The 18667-nt window shown below is 35.4% G+C and carries 21 protein-coding genes; 2 read left to right on the top strand and 19 right to left on the bottom strand.

Annotated features, from left to right (window positions below; genetic code table 11):
- Window positions 1-224 precede the first annotated feature (224 nt).
- The 8 genes from ACPUVN_RS02220 to ACPUVN_RS02185 form a co-directional block, all read right to left on the bottom strand.
- Window positions 225-491, bottom strand: a complete 267-nt coding sequence (locus tag ACPUVN_RS02220; RefSeq protein WP_426369406.1) for a hypothetical protein — start codon at window positions 489-491, stop codon at window positions 225-227.
- A 1334-nt stretch (window positions 492-1825) separates the two neighbouring features.
- Complete coding sequence (locus tag ACPUVN_RS02215; RefSeq protein ID WP_426358232.1) at window positions 1826-2284, bottom strand: hypothetical protein; 459 nt, start codon at window positions 2282-2284, stop codon at window positions 1826-1828.
- 132 nt (window positions 2285-2416) lie between these two features.
- Entirely contained in the window at window positions 2417-2674 is a 258-nt protein-coding gene (locus ACPUVN_RS02210) for a hypothetical protein (RefSeq protein ID WP_426369881.1), read from the bottom strand.
- 1294 nt (window positions 2675-3968) lie between these two features.
- Window positions 3969-4397, bottom strand: coding sequence for a hypothetical protein (locus ACPUVN_RS02205; RefSeq protein WP_426357403.1), 429 nt, complete (start codon window positions 4395-4397; stop codon window positions 3969-3971).
- A 417-nt stretch (window positions 4398-4814) separates the two neighbouring features.
- Window positions 4815-4991, bottom strand: coding sequence for a hypothetical protein (locus tag ACPUVN_RS02200; RefSeq protein ID WP_426369880.1), 177 nt, complete (start codon window positions 4989-4991; stop codon window positions 4815-4817).
- Window positions 4992-5504: 513 nt separating this feature from the next.
- Window positions 5505-5771, bottom strand: a complete 267-nt coding sequence (locus tag ACPUVN_RS02195) for a hypothetical protein (protein ID WP_426369406.1) — start codon at window positions 5769-5771, stop codon at window positions 5505-5507.
- A 461-nt stretch (window positions 5772-6232) separates the two neighbouring features.
- Complete coding sequence (locus ACPUVN_RS02190; RefSeq protein ID WP_426357864.1) at window positions 6233-6523, bottom strand: hypothetical protein; 291 nt, start codon at window positions 6521-6523, stop codon at window positions 6233-6235.
- Between the two features lie 118 nt (window positions 6524-6641).
- Window positions 6642-6986, bottom strand: coding sequence for a hypothetical protein (locus ACPUVN_RS02185; protein WP_426369879.1), 345 nt, complete (start codon window positions 6984-6986; stop codon window positions 6642-6644).
- A 975-nt stretch (window positions 6987-7961) separates the two neighbouring features.
- Here ACPUVN_RS02185 and ACPUVN_RS02180 point away from each other — a divergent pair.
- Window positions 7962-8915 (top strand): IS110 family transposase, encoded by a 954-nt coding sequence (locus ACPUVN_RS02180; RefSeq protein WP_426357271.1) that lies wholly within the window; start codon window positions 7962-7964, stop codon window positions 8913-8915.
- A gap of 407 nt (window positions 8916-9322) precedes the next feature.
- Here ACPUVN_RS02180 and ACPUVN_RS02175 read toward each other — a convergent pair whose 3' ends face one another.
- Window positions 9323-9838, bottom strand: coding sequence for a hypothetical protein (locus tag ACPUVN_RS02175; protein ID WP_426369865.1), 516 nt, complete (start codon window positions 9836-9838; stop codon window positions 9323-9325).
- Window positions 9839-10187: 349 nt separating this feature from the next.
- On the opposite strand from ACPUVN_RS02175, the gene ACPUVN_RS02170 reads away from it, so the two are divergent.
- The gene (locus ACPUVN_RS02170; RefSeq protein ID WP_426357271.1) at window positions 10188-11141 is read left to right on the top strand and encodes an IS110 family transposase; all 954 of its coding nucleotides are present in this window, start codon (window positions 10188-10190) and stop codon (window positions 11139-11141) included.
- A 29-nt stretch (window positions 11142-11170) separates the two neighbouring features.
- Here ACPUVN_RS02170 and ACPUVN_RS02165 read toward each other — a convergent pair whose 3' ends face one another.
- From ACPUVN_RS02165 to ACPUVN_RS02120, 10 genes are all read right to left on the bottom strand, one after another.
- Window positions 11171-11719: a histidine phosphatase family protein gene (locus tag ACPUVN_RS02165; RefSeq protein WP_426369878.1), complete on the bottom strand. Its 549-nt coding sequence runs from the start codon at window positions 11717-11719 to the stop codon at window positions 11171-11173.
- Between the two features lie 108 nt (window positions 11720-11827).
- Window positions 11828-12304 carry a hypothetical protein gene (locus ACPUVN_RS02160; protein WP_426357400.1) on the bottom strand — a complete coding sequence of 159 codons (477 nt, stop codon included), beginning with the start codon at window positions 12302-12304 and terminating at the stop codon, window positions 11828-11830.
- Window positions 12305-12782: 478 nt separating this feature from the next.
- Complete coding sequence (locus ACPUVN_RS02155) at window positions 12783-13250, bottom strand: hypothetical protein (RefSeq protein ID WP_426369877.1); 468 nt, start codon at window positions 13248-13250, stop codon at window positions 12783-12785.
- A 413-nt stretch (window positions 13251-13663) separates the two neighbouring features.
- Window positions 13664-14446: a DUF2971 domain-containing protein gene (locus ACPUVN_RS02150; RefSeq protein ID WP_426369876.1), complete on the bottom strand. Its 783-nt coding sequence runs from the start codon at window positions 14444-14446 to the stop codon at window positions 13664-13666.
- Between the two features lie 126 nt (window positions 14447-14572).
- On the bottom strand, window positions 14573-14842 hold the full coding sequence (locus tag ACPUVN_RS02145) for a hypothetical protein (RefSeq protein ID WP_426357876.1): 270 nt from the start codon (window positions 14840-14842) through the stop codon (window positions 14573-14575).
- 102 nt (window positions 14843-14944) lie between these two features.
- Window positions 14945-15271 carry a hypothetical protein gene (locus tag ACPUVN_RS02140; protein WP_426369875.1) on the bottom strand — a complete coding sequence of 109 codons (327 nt, stop codon included), beginning with the start codon at window positions 15269-15271 and terminating at the stop codon, window positions 14945-14947.
- A gap of 114 nt (window positions 15272-15385) precedes the next feature.
- Window positions 15386-15850, bottom strand: coding sequence for a hypothetical protein (locus ACPUVN_RS02135; RefSeq protein WP_426369874.1), 465 nt, complete (start codon window positions 15848-15850; stop codon window positions 15386-15388).
- A gap of 741 nt (window positions 15851-16591) precedes the next feature.
- Window positions 16592-16858, bottom strand: coding sequence for a hypothetical protein (locus tag ACPUVN_RS02130; protein ID WP_426369873.1), 267 nt, complete (start codon window positions 16856-16858; stop codon window positions 16592-16594).
- Window positions 16859-17579: 721 nt separating this feature from the next.
- Window positions 17580-17939, bottom strand: a complete 360-nt coding sequence (locus ACPUVN_RS02125; protein WP_426358231.1) for a hypothetical protein — start codon at window positions 17937-17939, stop codon at window positions 17580-17582.
- Window positions 17940-18055: 116 nt separating this feature from the next.
- The gene (locus ACPUVN_RS02120; protein ID WP_426369872.1) at window positions 18056-18616 is read right to left on the bottom strand and encodes an SUKH-4 family immunity protein; all 561 of its coding nucleotides are present in this window, start codon (window positions 18614-18616) and stop codon (window positions 18056-18058) included.
- Window positions 18617-18667: the final 51 nt, after the last annotated feature.

The raw sequence follows: 18667 nt of genomic DNA, 5'->3' as shown, positions 1-18667 counted from the left end.
CTAGTTAACAATTTTAGATAAACGAATTTAGCGAAAACTCGTAGCAACGTTTATAAGTAATTAAGTTTATAACCACCCTTTCCACAAAACTACACATCAATCGGAATATACATATAACGCCACGTTAAGCGGCAAATAATAGCTGGCTAAAATGTGTGAGGCACGAACAACAGCCAGCTGTTATTTGTCCGTTTGAACGCCTTGTTAGCAGTTTTTTAGTTAAATCATGAACTTGAATACATAATGAGTTGCTTACGCTCTAATTTTTTGAATAACTCGACTCTCTGCTTAATAAGCTTAATTTCATTCTCAATATTGTCTTTGAGTTGCGAACTTTCAGGACTAGTGGTAGTGAAATTAGACTTAATTTCTTTTAATTCAGCTTCAAGTACAACTATTGTTTTTTGAGCATCAATATAATATTGAGTGCTTGGCACTACAGCATAAACATTACAACACATTAAAATGAACGTTAAAATAATAGTTTTCATCAGAACCTTTGAAACTGCTAACGCCTCATTCAGAGGCTAAAAATTGTTGGCCAAAATAGCGAGGCACGAGCAACGGCCAGCTGTTTTTAGTCCTTTGCAATGCCTTGTTAGCCGTGGAAGATAAACGTTTGCGGTTTACCGCCATAACTATTTAATAAGACAACGCATTATTAAAAATACACTTTACTTAAAAATTAACACCAAGAAAAGAACACTACGATATTAACGTTAAGTAAATTTTAATTAGGGAGAGGTAAATAGAAACGTGAAACCTTTTCACTAAAAACTAATCCCTGATTTATACAAATTGAATAAGACTGCTAACGCTTTGCTAAGGGGAAAATTATGGTTGGCTATAATGCGCGAAGCGCAGCCAACTGTAATTTTTCCGTTTGAGCAACTTGTTATATGCAACGATGGTAGAACCAAAACACTGCACGAACTTAAGTCACCCGTAATATATAAACCTAACCGTGAACTTTGAAGCTACACGCGAAAGGTTCAACAAAATTAATAGCGTTGCCACCTTTGAAAAAGGTAAAAGAGGCAATGCTTATTAATGCTGATGCGATCTAGTTTTAGCTAAAAACTACGAACTAGAAAGCACTTCATTTAAAGCTAATTTTTATTAGCATATAACGCCCCAAACAGAGGCTAAAAATTGTTGGCCAAAATGGCGAGGCACGAGCAACGGCCAGCTGTTTTTAGTCCTGCTGCTTTGCCTTGTTAGCAGTGTAATATGAGCTTTCGCGGTTTACCGCTATAACTCTTTAATTTTACAACTAACTATTTAAATACAATTTACTTAAAAACGACACTAAGAAAACAACACTTTGTTAATAACTTTAAGTAAATTTTAATTAGGAGTTGTTAAGTGAAACGTAAAACCTTTTTACTAAAAACCAATCCCTGATTTATACAAACTGAATAAGACTGCTAACGCCTCAAACAGAGGCTAAAAATTGTTGGCCAAAATGGCGAGGCACGAGCAACGGCCAGCTGTTTTTTAGTCCTGCTGCTTTGCCTTGTTAGCAGTGTAAGATAAGCTTTGGCGGCTTACCGCTATAACTTTTTAATATTACAACTAACGCTATTTAATACACTTTACTCAAAAATTAACACCAAGAAAAGAACACTACGATATTAACGATTAGTTAAGTTTAAGTAGGGAGAGGTTAAGTGAAACGTGAAACCTTTTCACTAAAAACCAACCCTTGATTTATACAAATTGAATAAGACTGCTAACGCCGTTTTAAGCGGCAAATAATAGTTGGTTAAAATAAGCGACGAAGGAGCAAAAACCAACTGTTATTTGTCCGCCTTGAAAACCCTTGTTAGGTATTACCTACTTCGATACGTTGAACTGCGACTTTTTGATTGTTTTCGTTTTTAAAAATTACATAGCTACCGCTATCAAAATCAACCAAATACTTTGTATTAGGTTCAAAATCAAACTCAAAATTAACACTGGTATGTTGTTCGTTCCAAAATTCACCTCTTAATTCCGTCCACGCTAATGTTAATTTATGTACACCTGGGGTGAACTCAGCAGCACTAATATACTTACCTGATCCTACTAGATTACCATCAAAACTTTTGATACGAACCAAGGCTGGTTTTTTTGTATTAATTTTGGACGAGAAAACCATCATTGATTGTCCTTGCTGAGGAGCAGGTATACCCACAAAGCCTTTAGTATGAATACTAGAAAAATAAGACGGTTGTTCTACATTCGGCCTTGTTGCTGCACAGCTAATGAGAAAAAAACTTAACAAAAAAACAAAATACTTCATGAGATTCTCCATGTTACGAAGTAATACCTAACGCCCCATTAAGAGGCAAATAATGGTTGGCTAAAATAAGCGACGAAGGAGCAAATAGCCAACTGTTATTTGTCCTGCTTGAATGGCTTGTTATAACGAACTTTATGCAAAGGTCTCAGGAAAAACAATTGCCAAAACAACCAATATTATAAAATAAGAAATGACTGCACCCAAAGTAATTAAAGAGGTAAATAAATATTTTTTACCTGTTGATAATTCCTTTGAGAAAACACTAATATTTAGGGCGAATGCTAGACCACCACACAAACCACCAACTGCACCTCCAATTGATATTAATGCAATTGGTAACCCACAAAATAATTGCTCATACCACTTCATGTTATTTTCTTCTTCGCTCATGAGTACTCCATAGCTGAATTAAGCACATTCGTTATAACGCCGCAATAAGCGGAAAATTACTGTTGGCTATAATGTTTGAGGAACGAAAAACAGCCAACTGTTATTTTTCCGTTTGATTGCCTTGTTATATGCAACGTACATGGCAAGCACTGGCGTTACCAAAAACACCAAAGTTTGTAGCGTAGAATGAGTAGAATTTAAACCCGATCACCACTTTGCCACTCACCATGAATTTGAGCCGTTTATGCCAAACTTAATAAAGCGAAACTATTAAACAGTATTGAGATAACCTAGGGGAAGTTGAGCGAGATGCACTAAATCCTTTTAGGCGAAAACTGTGTGACCAAAAATACAAACTAATTTATGCCGCTAAAGTTACCACAAAAGAGAACGGAAACAAGTACAACGCGATAAATTAAATGCCTAAACCACCAAAATATAATCTTGAACAAGTGGTGACATATAACGCTGCGTTAAGCGGCTTTAAATTGTTGGCTAAAATGTTGAACGGAGTGAAAACAGCCAACTGTTTAAAGTCCGTTTGAACGCCTTGTTATATGCAGTTTACATGGCAAGCACTGTCGTTACCAAAAACACCAAAGTTAATAGCGTGGAATGAGTAGAATTAAAACCCGATCACCACTTTGCCACCTACCGTGAATTTGAGCCGTTTACGCCAAATTTAATAAAGCGAAACCAGTAAACAGAATTTAGATAACCTAGGGGAAGTTGAGCGAGATGCACTAAATCCTTTTAGGCGAAAACTGTGTAACCAAAAATACAAAAAATTTTATGCCGCTAAAGTTACCACAAAAGAGAACGGAAACAAGCACAACGCTATAAATTAAACACCTAAACCACCAAAAGATAATCTTGAACAAGTGGTGACATATAACGCCTCAAACAGAGGCTAAAAATTGTTGGCCAAAATGGCGAGGTACGAGCAACGGCCAGCTGTTTTTAGTCCTGCTGCTTTGCCTTGTTAGCAGTGGAAGATAAACGTTTGCGGTTTACCGCCATAACTTTTTAATAATACAACTAACGCTATTTAACTACACTTTACTCAAAAATTAACACCAAGAAAACAACACTAAGTGTTTAATAGTAAATAAACTTTAATTAGGGATAGGTAGATAGAAACGTGAAACCTTTTTACTAAAAACCAATCCCTGATTTATACAAACTGAATAAAGACTGCTAACGCCTACTTAAGCGGAAAAATATAGTTGGCTAAAATGTTGAACGGAGTGAAAACAGCCAACTGTATTTTTTCCGTTTGAAGTTCTTGTTAGCTCTATTTACCATTAGCTTTAAGAATTTCACCACTTAATAACACTACAATTTCAAATTCATCAGAGTTAAATTTGTAAGGTAAAGTAGTAAGAGTGACAAGGTAATACCAAATAATTGTTCCCTCTCGACTAAAAGCAGGTTTAAATTCGACCTCTTTAACGCCAAGCTCTAACTCTGTTTTGTTAAAATATTTATATGCTTGGTCGATAGCCTTACCGATAGCTAACTTAGGCTCATCTTTACCATCCCAAGTAGCCTTTTCCATATCAAATTGCCAAGACTTAATTGTGTAGCTACCCTCCTGCGTTCCAGTCAAAAAGAATTGTTCTTGACCAGATCGTGATTCACTTGAATAATTTATAACTTTATTTTCATTCGCGGTTGCCAAAGAACAAAATAATGAGACTGCTAAAATAAAACCTTTTTTCATGTGACCACCCTTGTGATAGAGCTAACGCCTCATTCAGAGGCTAAAAATTGTTGGCCAAAATAGCGAGGCACGAGCAACGGCCAGCTGTTTTTAGTCCTTTGCAATGCCTTGTTAGCCGTGGAAGATAAGCTTTGGCGGTTTACCGCTATAACTTTCTAATAATACAACTAACGCTATTTAATACACTTTACTTAAAAACTAACACCAAGAAAAGAACACTACGATATTAGCGTTAAGTAAATTTTAATTAGGGAGAGGTAAATAGAAACGTGAAACCTTTTCACTAAAAACTAATCCTTGATTTATACAAACTGAATAAGACTGCTAACGCCTTGCTAAGAGGCAAAATATAGTTGGTTAAAATAAGCGAGGCACGAGCAAAAAACCAACTGTATTTTGTCCTGCTTGAGCAACTTGTTAGGTGTTTTTTTGATTAGACACCAGTTTAAGTAATAATGCTTCTTTTTTAGGTGTTGTCCAATTACGTATTAAATAACCCAAAATAAGACCTATTGGAACACTAACCAAACCTGAAAATTTGCCATAACCTTGATTGGTGATTAGAAAGTAGCAAAAAGATATAAGTATAATCATCGTTGCGACTAGAACGTATTTGTACCAATGCCACCGGTCGATAAATTTAATCGACTCATTGATTATTTTAACCTCTGGTTGACTGAATTCCATAAACACCTAACGCCCCAAACAGAGGCTAAAAATTGTTGGCCAAAATGGCGAGGCACGAGCAACGGCCAGCTGTTTTTAGTCCTGCTGCTTTGCCTTGTTAGCCGTGGAAGATAAGCTTTGGCGGTTTACCGCTATAACTTTCTAATAATACAACTAACGCTTTTTAATACACTTTACTTAAAAATAAACACTAAGAAAAGAACACTGAATGTTTAGTTTTAAATAAGCATTAATTAGGAGTGGTTAATTGAAACGTAAAACCTTTTTACTAAAAACCAATCCCTGATTTATACAAACTGAATAAGACTGCTAACGCCACGTTAAGCGGCAAATAATAGCTGGCTAAAATGTGTGAGGCACGAACAACAGCCAGCTGTTATTTGTCCGTTTGAACGCCTTGTTAGCAGTTTTTTAGTTAAATCATGAACTTGAATACATAATGAGTTGCTTACGCTCTAATTTTTTGAATAACTCGACTCTCTGCTTAATAAGCTTAATTTCATTCTCAATATTGTCTTTGAGTTGCGAACTTTCAGGACTAGTGGTAGTGAAATTAGACTTAATTTCTTTTAATTCAGCTTCAAGTACAACTATTGTTTTTTGAGCATCAATATAATATTGAGTGCTTGGCACTACAGCATAAACATTACAACACATTAAAATGAACGTTAAAATAATAGTTTTCATCAGAACCTTTGAAACTGCTAACGCCCAAATAACGGGCTTTTATTGCTGGCTTAAAATTTGCGAGGAACGAGCACAGCCAGCTGTAAAAGTCCTGTTGATTTGCCTTGTTATGAGTAAAACTCGTTAACTCAAAACGCGACTCTAATAGTAAACACCTAATTTGTAAATGAAGCTTAACTTGAGCTACTTAATAAACCTTTACGAACCGATGTATTTGCAACAAAAGTCTCTTCAAAAGCAAATACTATTGGTGACCTTTGATAAACCTTAACTAGCGAAACTCGAATAAAGCGAAGACAAAAGCTAGCTTGATAAAATAAACTAATTTATCAAAATAAACAGACAAAAAGCAGCAGACTCATAACGCCTCAAACAGAGGCTAAAATTGTTGGCCAAAATGGCGAGGCACGAGCAACGGCCAGCTGTTTTTAGTCCTGCTGCTTTGCCTTGTTAGGTGTACTTTAACGCAAAACCAGATATATAAATAATGTTGAAAATAAACCTTTTGAAAACAATATTAACCCAAACGACTTGGGATTTTTTGTACGGTGTACCATAAAGCCTTTAATATCTATTTGATCAAATTTAAAAGCAATAACATTATGAATAATCCAATGACCTGACAGAGCAAGTATTGCAACACTTGCCACTGAATCCCCATAACCTTCGACTTGCGGTGTTACAAATACAGCTATAAGAATAATCATTAAAAAGAAAATGAGTGATATTTTATACGCTTTCTCGTAACTCAATTTTGTACACCTAACGCCACGTTAAGCGGCAAAAAATTGTTGGCTAAAATGTTGAACGGAGTGAAAACAGCCAACTGTTTTTTGTCCGTTTGAACGCCTTGTTAGCAGTACCTGCCACTTAATACTTTGGCTGACCTTGCGAATTATTACTAGCTGAATCTGTCCAGTGGAACTCAGACAGAGACAAAAATATAGCATTTTTTAAATTGAGAATTTCGACTGCCTCAGAGCTGAAACAACCACCGACAACAACCAAATTTGAGTCGGTTAATTCACCTAATGTATTTAATGCTTTATCAACGATGGAGCTTTTCACGATATCTTTTCTATTATGAGGAAAGATGATCAATGTACAAAATTCACCAAGTTGTGACTCACAACTTACGGCAAGGCTTTTATATTCTGTTGGAAGCCTTTCTTTTATTAAATGGGACTCCAAACTTTTAGTTATGCGATATTTCATAAGTACTGCTAACGCCTCAAACAGAGGCTAAAAATTGTTGGCCAAAATGGCGAGGCACGAGCAACGGCCAGCTGTTTTTAGTCCTGCTGCTTTGCCTTGTTAGCAGTGTAAGATAAGCTTTGGCGGTTTACCGCTATAACTTTTTAATATTACAACTAACGCTATTTAATACACTTTACTCAAAAATTAACACCAAGAAAAGAACACTACGATATTAACGATTAGTTAAGTTTAAGTAGGGAGAGGTTAAGTGAAACGTGAAACCTTTTCACTAAAAACCAACCCTTGATTTATACAAACTGAATAAGACTGCTAACACCTAATTAACAGGCTAAAAATAGTGGGCTAAAATGGAGCGAAGCGAACAGCCCGCTGTTTTTAGTCCTTGTTGAATTTCTTGTTATGTGGTTGATAAACCTACCACAATTACTAAAGGTAATTGTAAACACAGTAAGCTTTAAATGAAATATAAATTTGAGCTACTCACCACACTGAGTACGAATTAATGATTTTGCTACAAAGTGTTTTAAATAAGCAAAATCTATTAGTGACCATTACAAAACTTAGAATAGCGAAAACTGGCAGTAGCGTTTACAAAATCACGCAATTATAAAAACACTTTTAGCTAACACAAACAATCAAACTGGAAAATACACATAACGCCCATATTAACAGGCTAAAAATAGTAGGCCAAAATAAGCGAGGCACGAGCAATGGCCAGCTGTTTTTAGTCCTTGTTGAATTGCCTTGTATGGATAATACATCCATCTTTTTAGTTCTTTTTAAACCAGTTTAGGTAAAGTGAGGCCCAAGCTTTGGCTGCAACCAAAGCCTTTTATATGGTAGTTCGATTAATTGCAGGCTCCTCTGTTGAGAGACCGATAACAAGAAAGAACGCCGTATAAAACTCCAAGCACTAAACTCGGATAGTCAACTGGGCCTCGAGCCCGAATAGCAAGGCAGAGTCAGCTTAATATGAATACCATAAATAATCAAAATGAAATTAACGTCGGTGTCGATACAGGTAAAACTCAACTCGATATTTATATACGCCCTTTAGATATTTATTTTGTCGTGAGCAACGATGAAGTTGGTATTAAAGAAGCCATCATGAGAATCAAAAAACACAAGGTGACTCGTGTAGTCATTGAAGCAACCGGACGGTTAGAGCAGCCCTTTATTTTGGCGTGTGCTAAAGCAAAGATCCCTTTTGTTGTGGCTAACCCTGTAAGAATAAAACGTTTTGCTGGAGTAATTAATCAAAAAGCCAAAACAGATAAGCTCGATGCTAAATTAATTGCACATTATGCCGAGATGGTTAAGCCTGACCTATCTAAGTTAAAAGCAGATGATATAAGGCTAATGAGTGATTTACTATCACGTCGTCGTCAGCTTATGGGTATACAAACAATGGAAAAAAACCGTCTTCAAATCATGCCCAAAGAAATCCTATCTTCTATCAGTCCAGTGTTAACGGTACTCAAAAATCAGTTAGAAAAAATAGACAATAAATTGCATAAGCTTATTGAAAGTTGTGATGATTACAAAATAAAAAATGACATTGTTCAGAGTGTTCCTGGAGTAGGTAATGTCGTTGCTTTCAACTTGATTAGTGAAATGCCGGAACTTGGGTATATAACTAATAAAGAAGCGTCATCATTGGTGGGGGTTGCGCCTTTTAATCGGGAGAGTGGAACCTATAAAGGTAAACGCATGATACGAGGTGGACGTTCACAAATTCGAACCGCGATGTACATGGCAATGATGTCAGCAATCCAATGTAATCCAGTTTTTAAGGCAACATATCAACGATTAGTTGCGGCAGGAAAACCTAAGAAAGTAGCAATAATCGCGTGTATTAGAAAGCTAGTTATTACACTCAATTCGATGGTAAGAGATGGTGTCTATTGGGATCCTAAAATGAATTAAACATTAAGGTTTGACACCATAGTCACTTGTTATGAGTAACTTACATTAACTCAAAACACGACGCTATTAGTAAACACCTAATGTGTAAATGAAGTTTAACTTGAGCTACCCAATCAACTTTTACGAACCGATGTATTTGCTACAAAAGTCTCTTCAAAAGCAAATACTATTGGTGACCTTTGATAAACTTTAACTAGCGATACTCGTTTGAAACAAGCACAAATTCCACTTGTTAAAGCCAACCTATTTTACAAAAAATAACAGACAAAAAGCAGTAGACTCATAACGCCTAAATAACAGGCTAAAAATAGTGGGCTAAAATGGAGCGGAGCGAACAGCCCGCTGTTTTTAGTCCTTGTTGATTTTCTTGTTAGGCTTTTATGTTAACCAATGGATTTATACTAACATCACATCTCTTCTATGCTATTAAGAAAGTCACTTACTTTATCCAGTAAACAAAAAGTATTTTTTAAATTAAATAGTTCTTCGCGACCTATTATTTTTTCACCCCTTTTATTTTTGGAATATCTAAACCCCTGCGAATCAGAATCAAATTTTGAGATTTCTGTTATTAAGTTTTTTAAATTATTTAAATGACTTTCATCTCCTGTATCTGTGATATTTTTTATAGATTTAACATTTTCATAATGTTCTATGAAAGCCTCATGAATTTTTACTAGGCGATGCGCTGTATTTAATTTATTTATTAAGTTATTACACGAAGAAATTTCGTTTAACTTATTTATATTGTGCTTAAGAATAAGCTCTAAATATTGCCTTATTAAAAAAAGAGTAGGTAAGACTATTTCGTCTTGGTAGGCATTAGAATTATATAAAATTTTTGCTGCATCTTCATAATGTAATGCAATTCTTAAATCATTATCACTAGCTAGCCCAACAGAGCTTTCTGTTCTTGAATTCATATTTATATCTCAATATCGCATATGCCGAAAGAAGCCTAACGCCCCAATAAGAGGCTAAAAATTGTTGGCTAAAATAGCGAGGCACGAGCATGGCCAACTGTTTTTAGTCCTTTTGATTGCCTTGTATGGATAATACATCCATCTTTTTAGTTCTTTTTAAACCAGTTTAGGTAAAGTGAGGCCCAAGCTTTGGCTGCAACCAAAGCCTTTTATATGGTAGTTCGATTAATTGCAGGCTCCTCTGTTGAGAGACCGATAACAAGAAAGAACGCCGTATAAAACTCCAAGCACTAAACTCGGATAGTCAACTGGGCCTCGAGCCCGAATAGCAAGGCAGAGTCAGCTTAATATGAATACCATAAATAATCAAAATGAAATTAACGTCGGTGTCGATACAGGTAAAACTCAACTCGATATTTATATACGCCCTTTAGATATTTATTTTGTCGTGAGCAACGATGAAGTTGGTATTAAAGAAGCCATCATGAGAATCAAAAAACACAAGGTGACTCGTGTAGTCATTGAAGCAACCGGACGGTTAGAGCAGCCCTTTATTTTGGCGTGTGCTAAAGCAAAGATCCCTTTTGTTGTGGCTAACCCTGTAAGAATAAAACGTTTTGCTGGAGTAATTAATCAAAAAGCCAAAACAGATAAGCTCGATGCTAAATTAATTGCACATTATGCCGAGATGGTTAAGCCTGACCTATCTAAGTTAAAAGCAGATGATATAAGGCTAATGAGTGATTTACTATCACGTCGTCGTCAGCTTATGGGTATACAAACAATGGAAAAAAACCGTCTTCAAATCATGCCCAAAGAAATCCTATCTTCTATCAGTCCAGTGTTAACGGTACTCAAAAATCAGTTAGAAAAAATAGACAATAAATTGCATAAGCTTATTGAAAGTTGTGATGATTACAAAATAAAAAATGACATTGTTCAGAGTGTTCCTGGAGTAGGTAATGTCGTTGCTTTCAACTTGATTAGTGAAATGCCGGAACTTGGGTATATAACTAATAAAGAAGCGTCATCATTGGTGGGGGTTGCGCCTTTTAATCGGGAGAGTGGAACCTATAAAGGTAAACGCATGATACGAGGTGGACGTTCACAAATTCGAACCGCGATGTACATGGCAATGATGTCAGCAATCCAATGTAATCCAGTTTTTAAGGCAACATATCAACGATTAGTTGCGGCAGGAAAACCTAAGAAAGTAGCAATAATCGCGTGTATTAGAAAGCTAGTTATTACACTCAATTCGATGGTAAGAGATGGTGTCTATTGGGATCCTAAAATGAATTAAACATTAAGGTTTGACACCATAGTCACTTGTTAGGTTTCGAGCCTCGTGACTCCCCAATAGTTACGACTTTGTTCTTTTAAGTGCCATCCATTTTTTGATAAATGACGTCTGATAAAGAAATTAATATAACCGTGGCTAACTAATACTACTTTATTATGCTTATTCGCCAACTTGATTAATTGCTCACTTGCAGCCGCAGCTCTTTTTTTAGCTGATTGATATGATTCTGATGAGCATTTAACACCTAGCGTCCATAAAATTCTGTTTAAATAAAGCCAATTTGAAGCTTTTAATGTAAAAGGTAACTTATAACGTGGAATTTCTAATTCCCGAAATATATTAGATGTTTCAGATGGCATTTTTTTAAAACAAATTTGAGTAGATTCTATTGCTCTTTTAAGAGAGCTAGAGACTATGTAATGTCCTTTAAAAGTACTGAGTATATCACTTTCAGGGAAACTTCCAGTTACAATACCAGATTGGTCATATTTTCTGACCCAATTGGCAAAACCACTTGCGTTAACACGAGGATAAATTGCCCCAGTTGGTTTTCCATGCCTGATTAAGATTATTTCCATTAGAAACCTAACGCCTACTTAAGCGGAAAAATATAGTTGGCTATAATGTGAACGAAGTGAAACAGCCAACTGTATTTTTTCCGTTTGAAGTTCTTGTTAGGGCTGCGTTTAAACCGAACCTGATTTACATTGTCGTTTTCGTAAAGAATCGTCAATTATTAAAGGATTTTTTAAATCAGAAATTAATACGTCCGAAACACCTATGCCAGTATCAACCTCTTGTATCCAAAGAGATATTTTATCATCTACTATTTTACGATTTAGCATATAGCTTTTATTTGATTCTAGTTTTACTTTGAAATTGACAAAAGCCTCTTTGGTACTATTCGGAATGTCTCGCTCTGAAATACTAGCTTTAACCCATAAATCATGCTCGCCACTCAAATATTGTTTAGGCTCAACCCAGGAAATAGGCTTTTTGTGAAAACACATTAAGTGAACATATTCTAATTTTGAACTATTATCTCTTTTAAAGTTTTCAAATCGAAAATGGTTATCTTTAATTTCGGCCTTTAAAGGCAAAGTGCTACAACTTATCGAAACTACACTTAAAGTAGATATTAGTAGTAATTTTAAATTCTTCATTTACATTTCCTTTTGATAATTAAAATTTAACAAGGCTACACTGTAGCCCTAACGCCTCATTCAGAGGCTAAAAATTGTTGGCCAAAATAGCGAGGCACGAGCAACGGCCAGCTGTTTTTAGTCCTTTGCAATGCCTTGTTAGCCGTGGAAGATAAACGTTTGCGGTTTACCGCCATAACTAGTTAATAATACAACGCATTATTAAAAATACACTTTACTTAAAAATAAACACTAAGAAAAGAACACTGAATATTTAGTTTTAAATAAACTTTAATTAGGAAGAGGTAAATAGAAACGTGAAACCTTTCACTAAAAACCAATCCCTGATTTATACAAATTGAATAAGACTGCTAACGCCTTGCTAAGAGGCAAATAATTGTTGGCTAAAATAAGTGACGAAGGAACAAAAGCCAACTGTTATTTGTCCTTTTAAGCAACTTGTTAGGCAATATTCAGCGCCAATATTATAATTTGATTTTCATTTAGTTTCCGACTCTAATATTTTATTTAACTCAGCGCATTCATTTTTGGTTGGTTTAGTCCAGCCATTTGGTTTAGTTTTCCATGGATTAATTCCTTCGCACTCCAGCAGACGGATTTTCCTTGGGTCTTTCATCGCATTATCAAGCTGCTGTAATGCCTTTTGAACTTGATCAGCGCTTGCTACTGACTCAGAAGTAACATCATTTGTGGCGTTGCATTTGACTAAGCCAAAAAACATGAAGAAACCTATAACTATAAAAGAAAACTTTTGTGCCTTACTAAGAAGAATTTTTCCACCTGCTTTTTGAAAAGCTCTCCTTTGCTTATAGGTCATACTTGCCGATTGTGCTGGTGTTATGGACTCACCCTTTCTGCTTTTAGGTGGCGGTGCCCCACACTTAGGGCAAGCAGTAGCTTCAGTACTAACCTTTTTTCCACACTCAAAGCATTCTAATAGTGCCACTTGATTTTCCTTATTGCCTAACGCCTCAAACAGAGGCTAAAAATTGTTGGCCAAAATGGCGAGGCACAAGCAACGGCCAGCTGTTTTTAGTCCTGCTGCTTTGCCTTGTTAGCAGTGTAAGATAAGCTTTGGCGGTTTACCGCTGTAACTCTTTAATTTTACAACTAACTTCTTTAAATACACTTTACTTAAAAATTAACACCAAGAAAACAACACGAAGAAATTAACGATAAGTAATTTTTAATTAGGAAGAGGTAAAGTGAAACGTAAAACCTTTTTACAAAACCAATACTTGATTTATACAAACTGAATAAGACTGCTAACGCTGTTTTAAGCGGCAAATTGTAGTTGGCTAAAATAAGTGAGGCACGAACAAAAAGCCAACTGTAATTTGTCCGTCTTGAAAACCCTTGTTAGGCCGAATAGTTAACCACCTTAAGCTCGCTTTGATTACTGCAAATTATAATCTCTTTATATTTCATATCTGAAGGTAGACGATCTATTATATAATTTCTTGTATCTTGACCCATACGATACCCAAAAACAATAGACTTAACCCACTCAGGCTGCGCTTGAACCAGTGCAATATTCCCCATATCTTCCACAATTAAAGACTCCATAGAATTGCTTAACTGGAAACGATACTCTTGCTCATATTCCCACTCATCTAATTTGATATTTAATTTTGCCCATGCTTCCTCCAAAAGAGAAGTATCATTCAATAATCCAAAAATTTTTTTTATGAATTGAAGTAAATCAAATTCAGGTATCGACTGTTGATACTTAATTTTTTGAGGCTTAACGAAGTTACCGTCCCACTCAATACAAAAACCATTGTGAGAGCTAGCATAATGAGACCACATTAGATTGCTTCGAGGATTATCTGTTAAGCAATAAAATAAATAACTATCCAATATGCCATTAATTCTAGACTTCAAATTATCTACACCAGCAGAACCAGAGCCTTTAATAAACATATGTTTGAAATCTAATTTCGATTTTCCTGAGAGACTTTTATATGTTTGCTTTATTTCATGTTTATTAGGAATAATAAATTTAACTTGAGAATCGAATAAATCGTTAAAACTTTTCCTACGAGAAAATGCAACGCGGCTAGAAAATAGATTATTTAAAGAATGTTCGTCTTCAAGATTTTTAAGATTTTTTATTGGAGAATATTTATAAAAACTACTCAAAATTGACACCTGAACTTAGTTTATATTCGGCCTAACGCCCAATTAACAGGCAAAAAATTGTTGGCTAAAATAAGTGAACGTAGTGAACAAAAAGCCAACTGTTTTTTGTCCTTGTTTAATTTCTTGTTAGGTGTTTTTTTGATTAGACACCAGTTTAAGTAATAGGGCTTCTTTTTTAGGAGTTGTCCAATTTCGAATTAAGTAACCAAAGATAAGACCAATTGGCACACCAACCAAACCTGCAAATTTCCCATAACCTTGATTGATGATTAGAAAGTAACAAAAAAATATAAGCGCAATCATCGTTGCAACTAGAACGTATTTGTACCATTGCCACCGATTAATAAATTTAATCGACTCATTGATTATTTTAACCTCTGGTTGACTGAATTCCATAAACACCTAACGCCCACTTAAGGGGCAAAATAGAGTTGGCTAAAATAAGTGAACGGAGTGAACAAAACAGCCAACTTTATTTTGTCCCTCTTTAAGTTCTTGTTAGCTAGCTTTTACACTGCGCCAATTAGAAACTAAAGCATATAAACTATAAAAGTAAATTAGAGGCCAAATTACAGCGATTACAACTGAAAGCATTTTGCTTGTTTTTTTAAAGCAATGAATCACCGAACAAACCCACAAGTAGAAAGTTGCTGAAAACGAAAGATATAAAAAGGCTTTCTCCAAGAAGTGCATTTCATCACCATCAAGACCTGAGTCAGCGACTCTGGGATCACCTATATAGTTTAGTAAAATGAAGTAACCCCAAATAGAAAGGCTCAAGGTTAAAATTAATAATAATGATTTAGAGTTTACGTAAAGCTTCATGATGCTCGCTAACGCCCAATTAACAGGCAAAAAATTGTTGGCTAAAATAAGTGAACGTAGTGAACAAAAAGCCAACTGTTTTTTGTCCTTGTTTAATTTCTTGTTATATTGCGATTACAACGAAGCCTTAATTAAATTAGAAAACTCATTTGATGCCGTTTCAATGACATACTTATTTAACGTTGTAGCATAGCCTTGTGTATTTGAGTTATCATTTTTTGTTGAGCCATCTATGTAGTACATACGAAAATCGTTTTGATCCATTTTTGACTGCCATATACCGCCAATTAATTGAGATGTACACCCGCCAGATTTACCTTCAGTACCCATACATGATGAATGATTTGAACCCTCAAAATAGTAACCGCTATCGTCTTGGTATTTGGCTATATATTCACCTTTATTTACACCAAAATACCAAGTAACCATACCTTTGTTTACTTTATATATAGCATCGCTATCCAAAATTATTTTCATATTCGTTGAATATGCTGATAGGTTATCTTTAGATTGAAACGATGGGATCGAGGCACAAGCGCTCAATAAAATAGAAAAAACTAAAATAACTCTATACTTCATTTAAAACTCCATGATTTGATTAGCAATATAACGCCTCATTCAGAGGCTAAAAATTGTTGGCCAAAATAGCGAGGCACGAGCAACGGCCAGCTGTTTTTAGTCCTTTGCAATGCCTTGTTAGCCGTGGAAGATAAACGTTTGCGGTTTACCGCCATAACTATTTAATAAGACAACGCATTATTACAAATACACTTTACTTAAAAATTAACACCAAGAAAACAACACTAAGTGTATAGTTTTAAATAAACTTTAATTAGAAAGAGGTTAATAGAAACGTGAAACCTTTTCACTAAAAACCAATCCCTGATTTATACAAATTGAATAAGACTGCTAACGCCCCAAACAGAGGCTAAAAATTGTTGGCCAAAATGGCGAGGCACGAGCAACGGCCAGCTGTTTTTAGTCCTGCTGCTTTGCCTTGTTAGCAGTGTAAGATAAGCTTTGGCGGTTTACCGCTATAACTTTTTAATATTACAACTAACGCTATTTAATACACTTTACTCAAAAATTAACACCAAGAAAAGAACACTACGATATTAACGATTAGTTAAGTTTAAGTAGGGAGAGGTTAAGTGAAACGTGAAACCTTTTCACTAAAAACCAACCCTTGATTTATACAAATTGAATAAGACTGCTAACGCCCAAATAATGGGCAAAAAATAGTTGGTTAAAATGGCGACGCAGGAGCAAAAACCAACTGTTATTTGTCCTGATTAATTTGCTTGTTATATTTTGCTTACTTCAATTCTTACTTTTCAGGATTGATTCTATTTCTTTTGCTGCATTTTGAACGGCGCTTTCATCAAGTGGAAGCTCAAATGCTTCTGACAAAACTCTATCAATGACATCTGCGGTTGAACCTATTCCTGAAAATAATGAAAGCGTAGAAATAATATCTATTGCCTCAGTATGGTAGCCATCGAGATCAGTTATTTTAACAGAATTATCACCCAATGGATTCCAATGTTCCAGTGAAAACGCAACTGCTTTTATTTCCGATTCTTTCATTTGACACCCATGCCTGAAAAAAATATAACGCCTCAAACAGAGGCTAAAAATTGTTGGCCAAAATGGCGAGGCACGAGCAACGGCCAGCTGTTTTTAGTCCTGCTGCTTTGCCTTGTTAGCAGTGTAAGATAAGCTTTGGCGGCTTACCGCTATAACTTTTTAATATTACAACTAACGCTATTTAATACACTTTACTCAAAAATTAACACCAAGAAAAGAACACTACGATATTAACGATTAGTTAAGTTTAAGTAGGGAGAGGTTAAGTGAAACGTGAAACCTTTTCACTAAAAACCAACCCTTGATTTATACAAATTGAATAAGACTGCTAACGCCTCAAACAGAGGCTAAAGATTGTTGGCCAAAATGGCGAGGCACGAGCAACGGCCAGCTGTTTTTAGTCCTGCTGCTTTGCCTTGTTAGCAGTGTAAGATAAGCTTTGGCGGTTTACCGCTATAACTCTCTAATAATACAACTAACGTTTTTTAATACACTTTACTTAAAAAATTACACTGAGAAAACAACGCAAAGCAATTAACAATAAGTAAATTTTAATTGGGGAGAGGTAAAGTGAAACGTAAAACCTTTTTACTTAAAACCAATCCCTGATTTATACAAATTGAATAAGACTGCTAACGCCCTGTTAAGGGGCAAAAAATGGTTTGCTATAATGTTGAGGGACGAAACAGCAAACTGTTTTTTGTCCCTCTTGAACAGCTTGTTATGTGTAAATTTTGAGCTGAACTTTACCGTTTATAACGTCTAAGTTACCAAACTCACCGACAACCTTAAAGCCTTGATTTGTTTTAATTAACGAATCGATATTGCCATAATCAAATGAGCCATCTATATCTTTGTTTGGTTGAACGCTACTTTGTTCGATAAGCCCTGAATATGAAGTAAAACCTGTAAATTGAATTTTACATTTACGGTAGCAAGTATATTCATCGGGTTTTGGGTTTAGATAATGAGGCGAATCAGGCCAAATGCTAGCCTCAATTTTGAATGTGATTTCAGTTGCACTTGAACTCCAACCGAGAACAAACGAGTCATTGAAATCTATACCTTTGAAAATATCCATATATTCGACGATATCCGTTTACACATAACGCCTTGCTAAGCGGCAATAAAATAGTTGGCTAAAATTAGCGAGGAACGAGCAAAAGCCAACTGTTTTTTGTCCGTTTGAGCAACTTGTTATACGTTTTTGTGATGCAAACTACAATTGTCTGCAAGCTGTTCCCAAAGCGAATTTTTACCATGCGCTAAAGGATCTATGTTTTTTAACTGCGCTTTAAACAACGTTACCAATAAAGGATTAACTCGCTGTTCTAGAAAAGCGTTGCTATCTTTTGAATGTACTTTATCTACCATATCTAAAAACGCATCAAGCGTTAAGAATAATTTATCCAAGTTTTCGTTAAGGAATTTTAATGACTTCCCGTCCATATTTACTTGATAAAGACTGCTTTCATTGGGCTTGATTATTATAGGCTCAGATTCTTGTCCTGCACCTATAACTAAACAATCAGGAAACTGTTGCATAGCAATATCTATATTTCCTTCCCATTCACTTGCCCATGACCAATTAGATAATAATGGGAGAAATTGTTCTTCTTCAAAATCTCCGAAGTACAAATGAGGTGAAACAAATCCCGGCAATCCTATTTTAGTAATTACATCAGCATTCTCATCAGTAACGCTTTTACCTTTCAATAAGTGCTTTGGATAAATGTTGAACTCAAAGTCAGGATGCACACTCTACCTCGAAACGTATAACGCCCAAATAACAGGCGAAAAATTGTTGGC

This window comes from Pseudocolwellia antarctica, from assembly GCF_049933045.1.
Classification (GTDB): Bacteria; Pseudomonadota; Gammaproteobacteria; order Enterobacterales; family Alteromonadaceae; genus Pseudocolwellia.
Note: the sequence above shows the minus strand (reverse complement) of the source record. Positions and strands in the feature narration are given on the sequence as shown.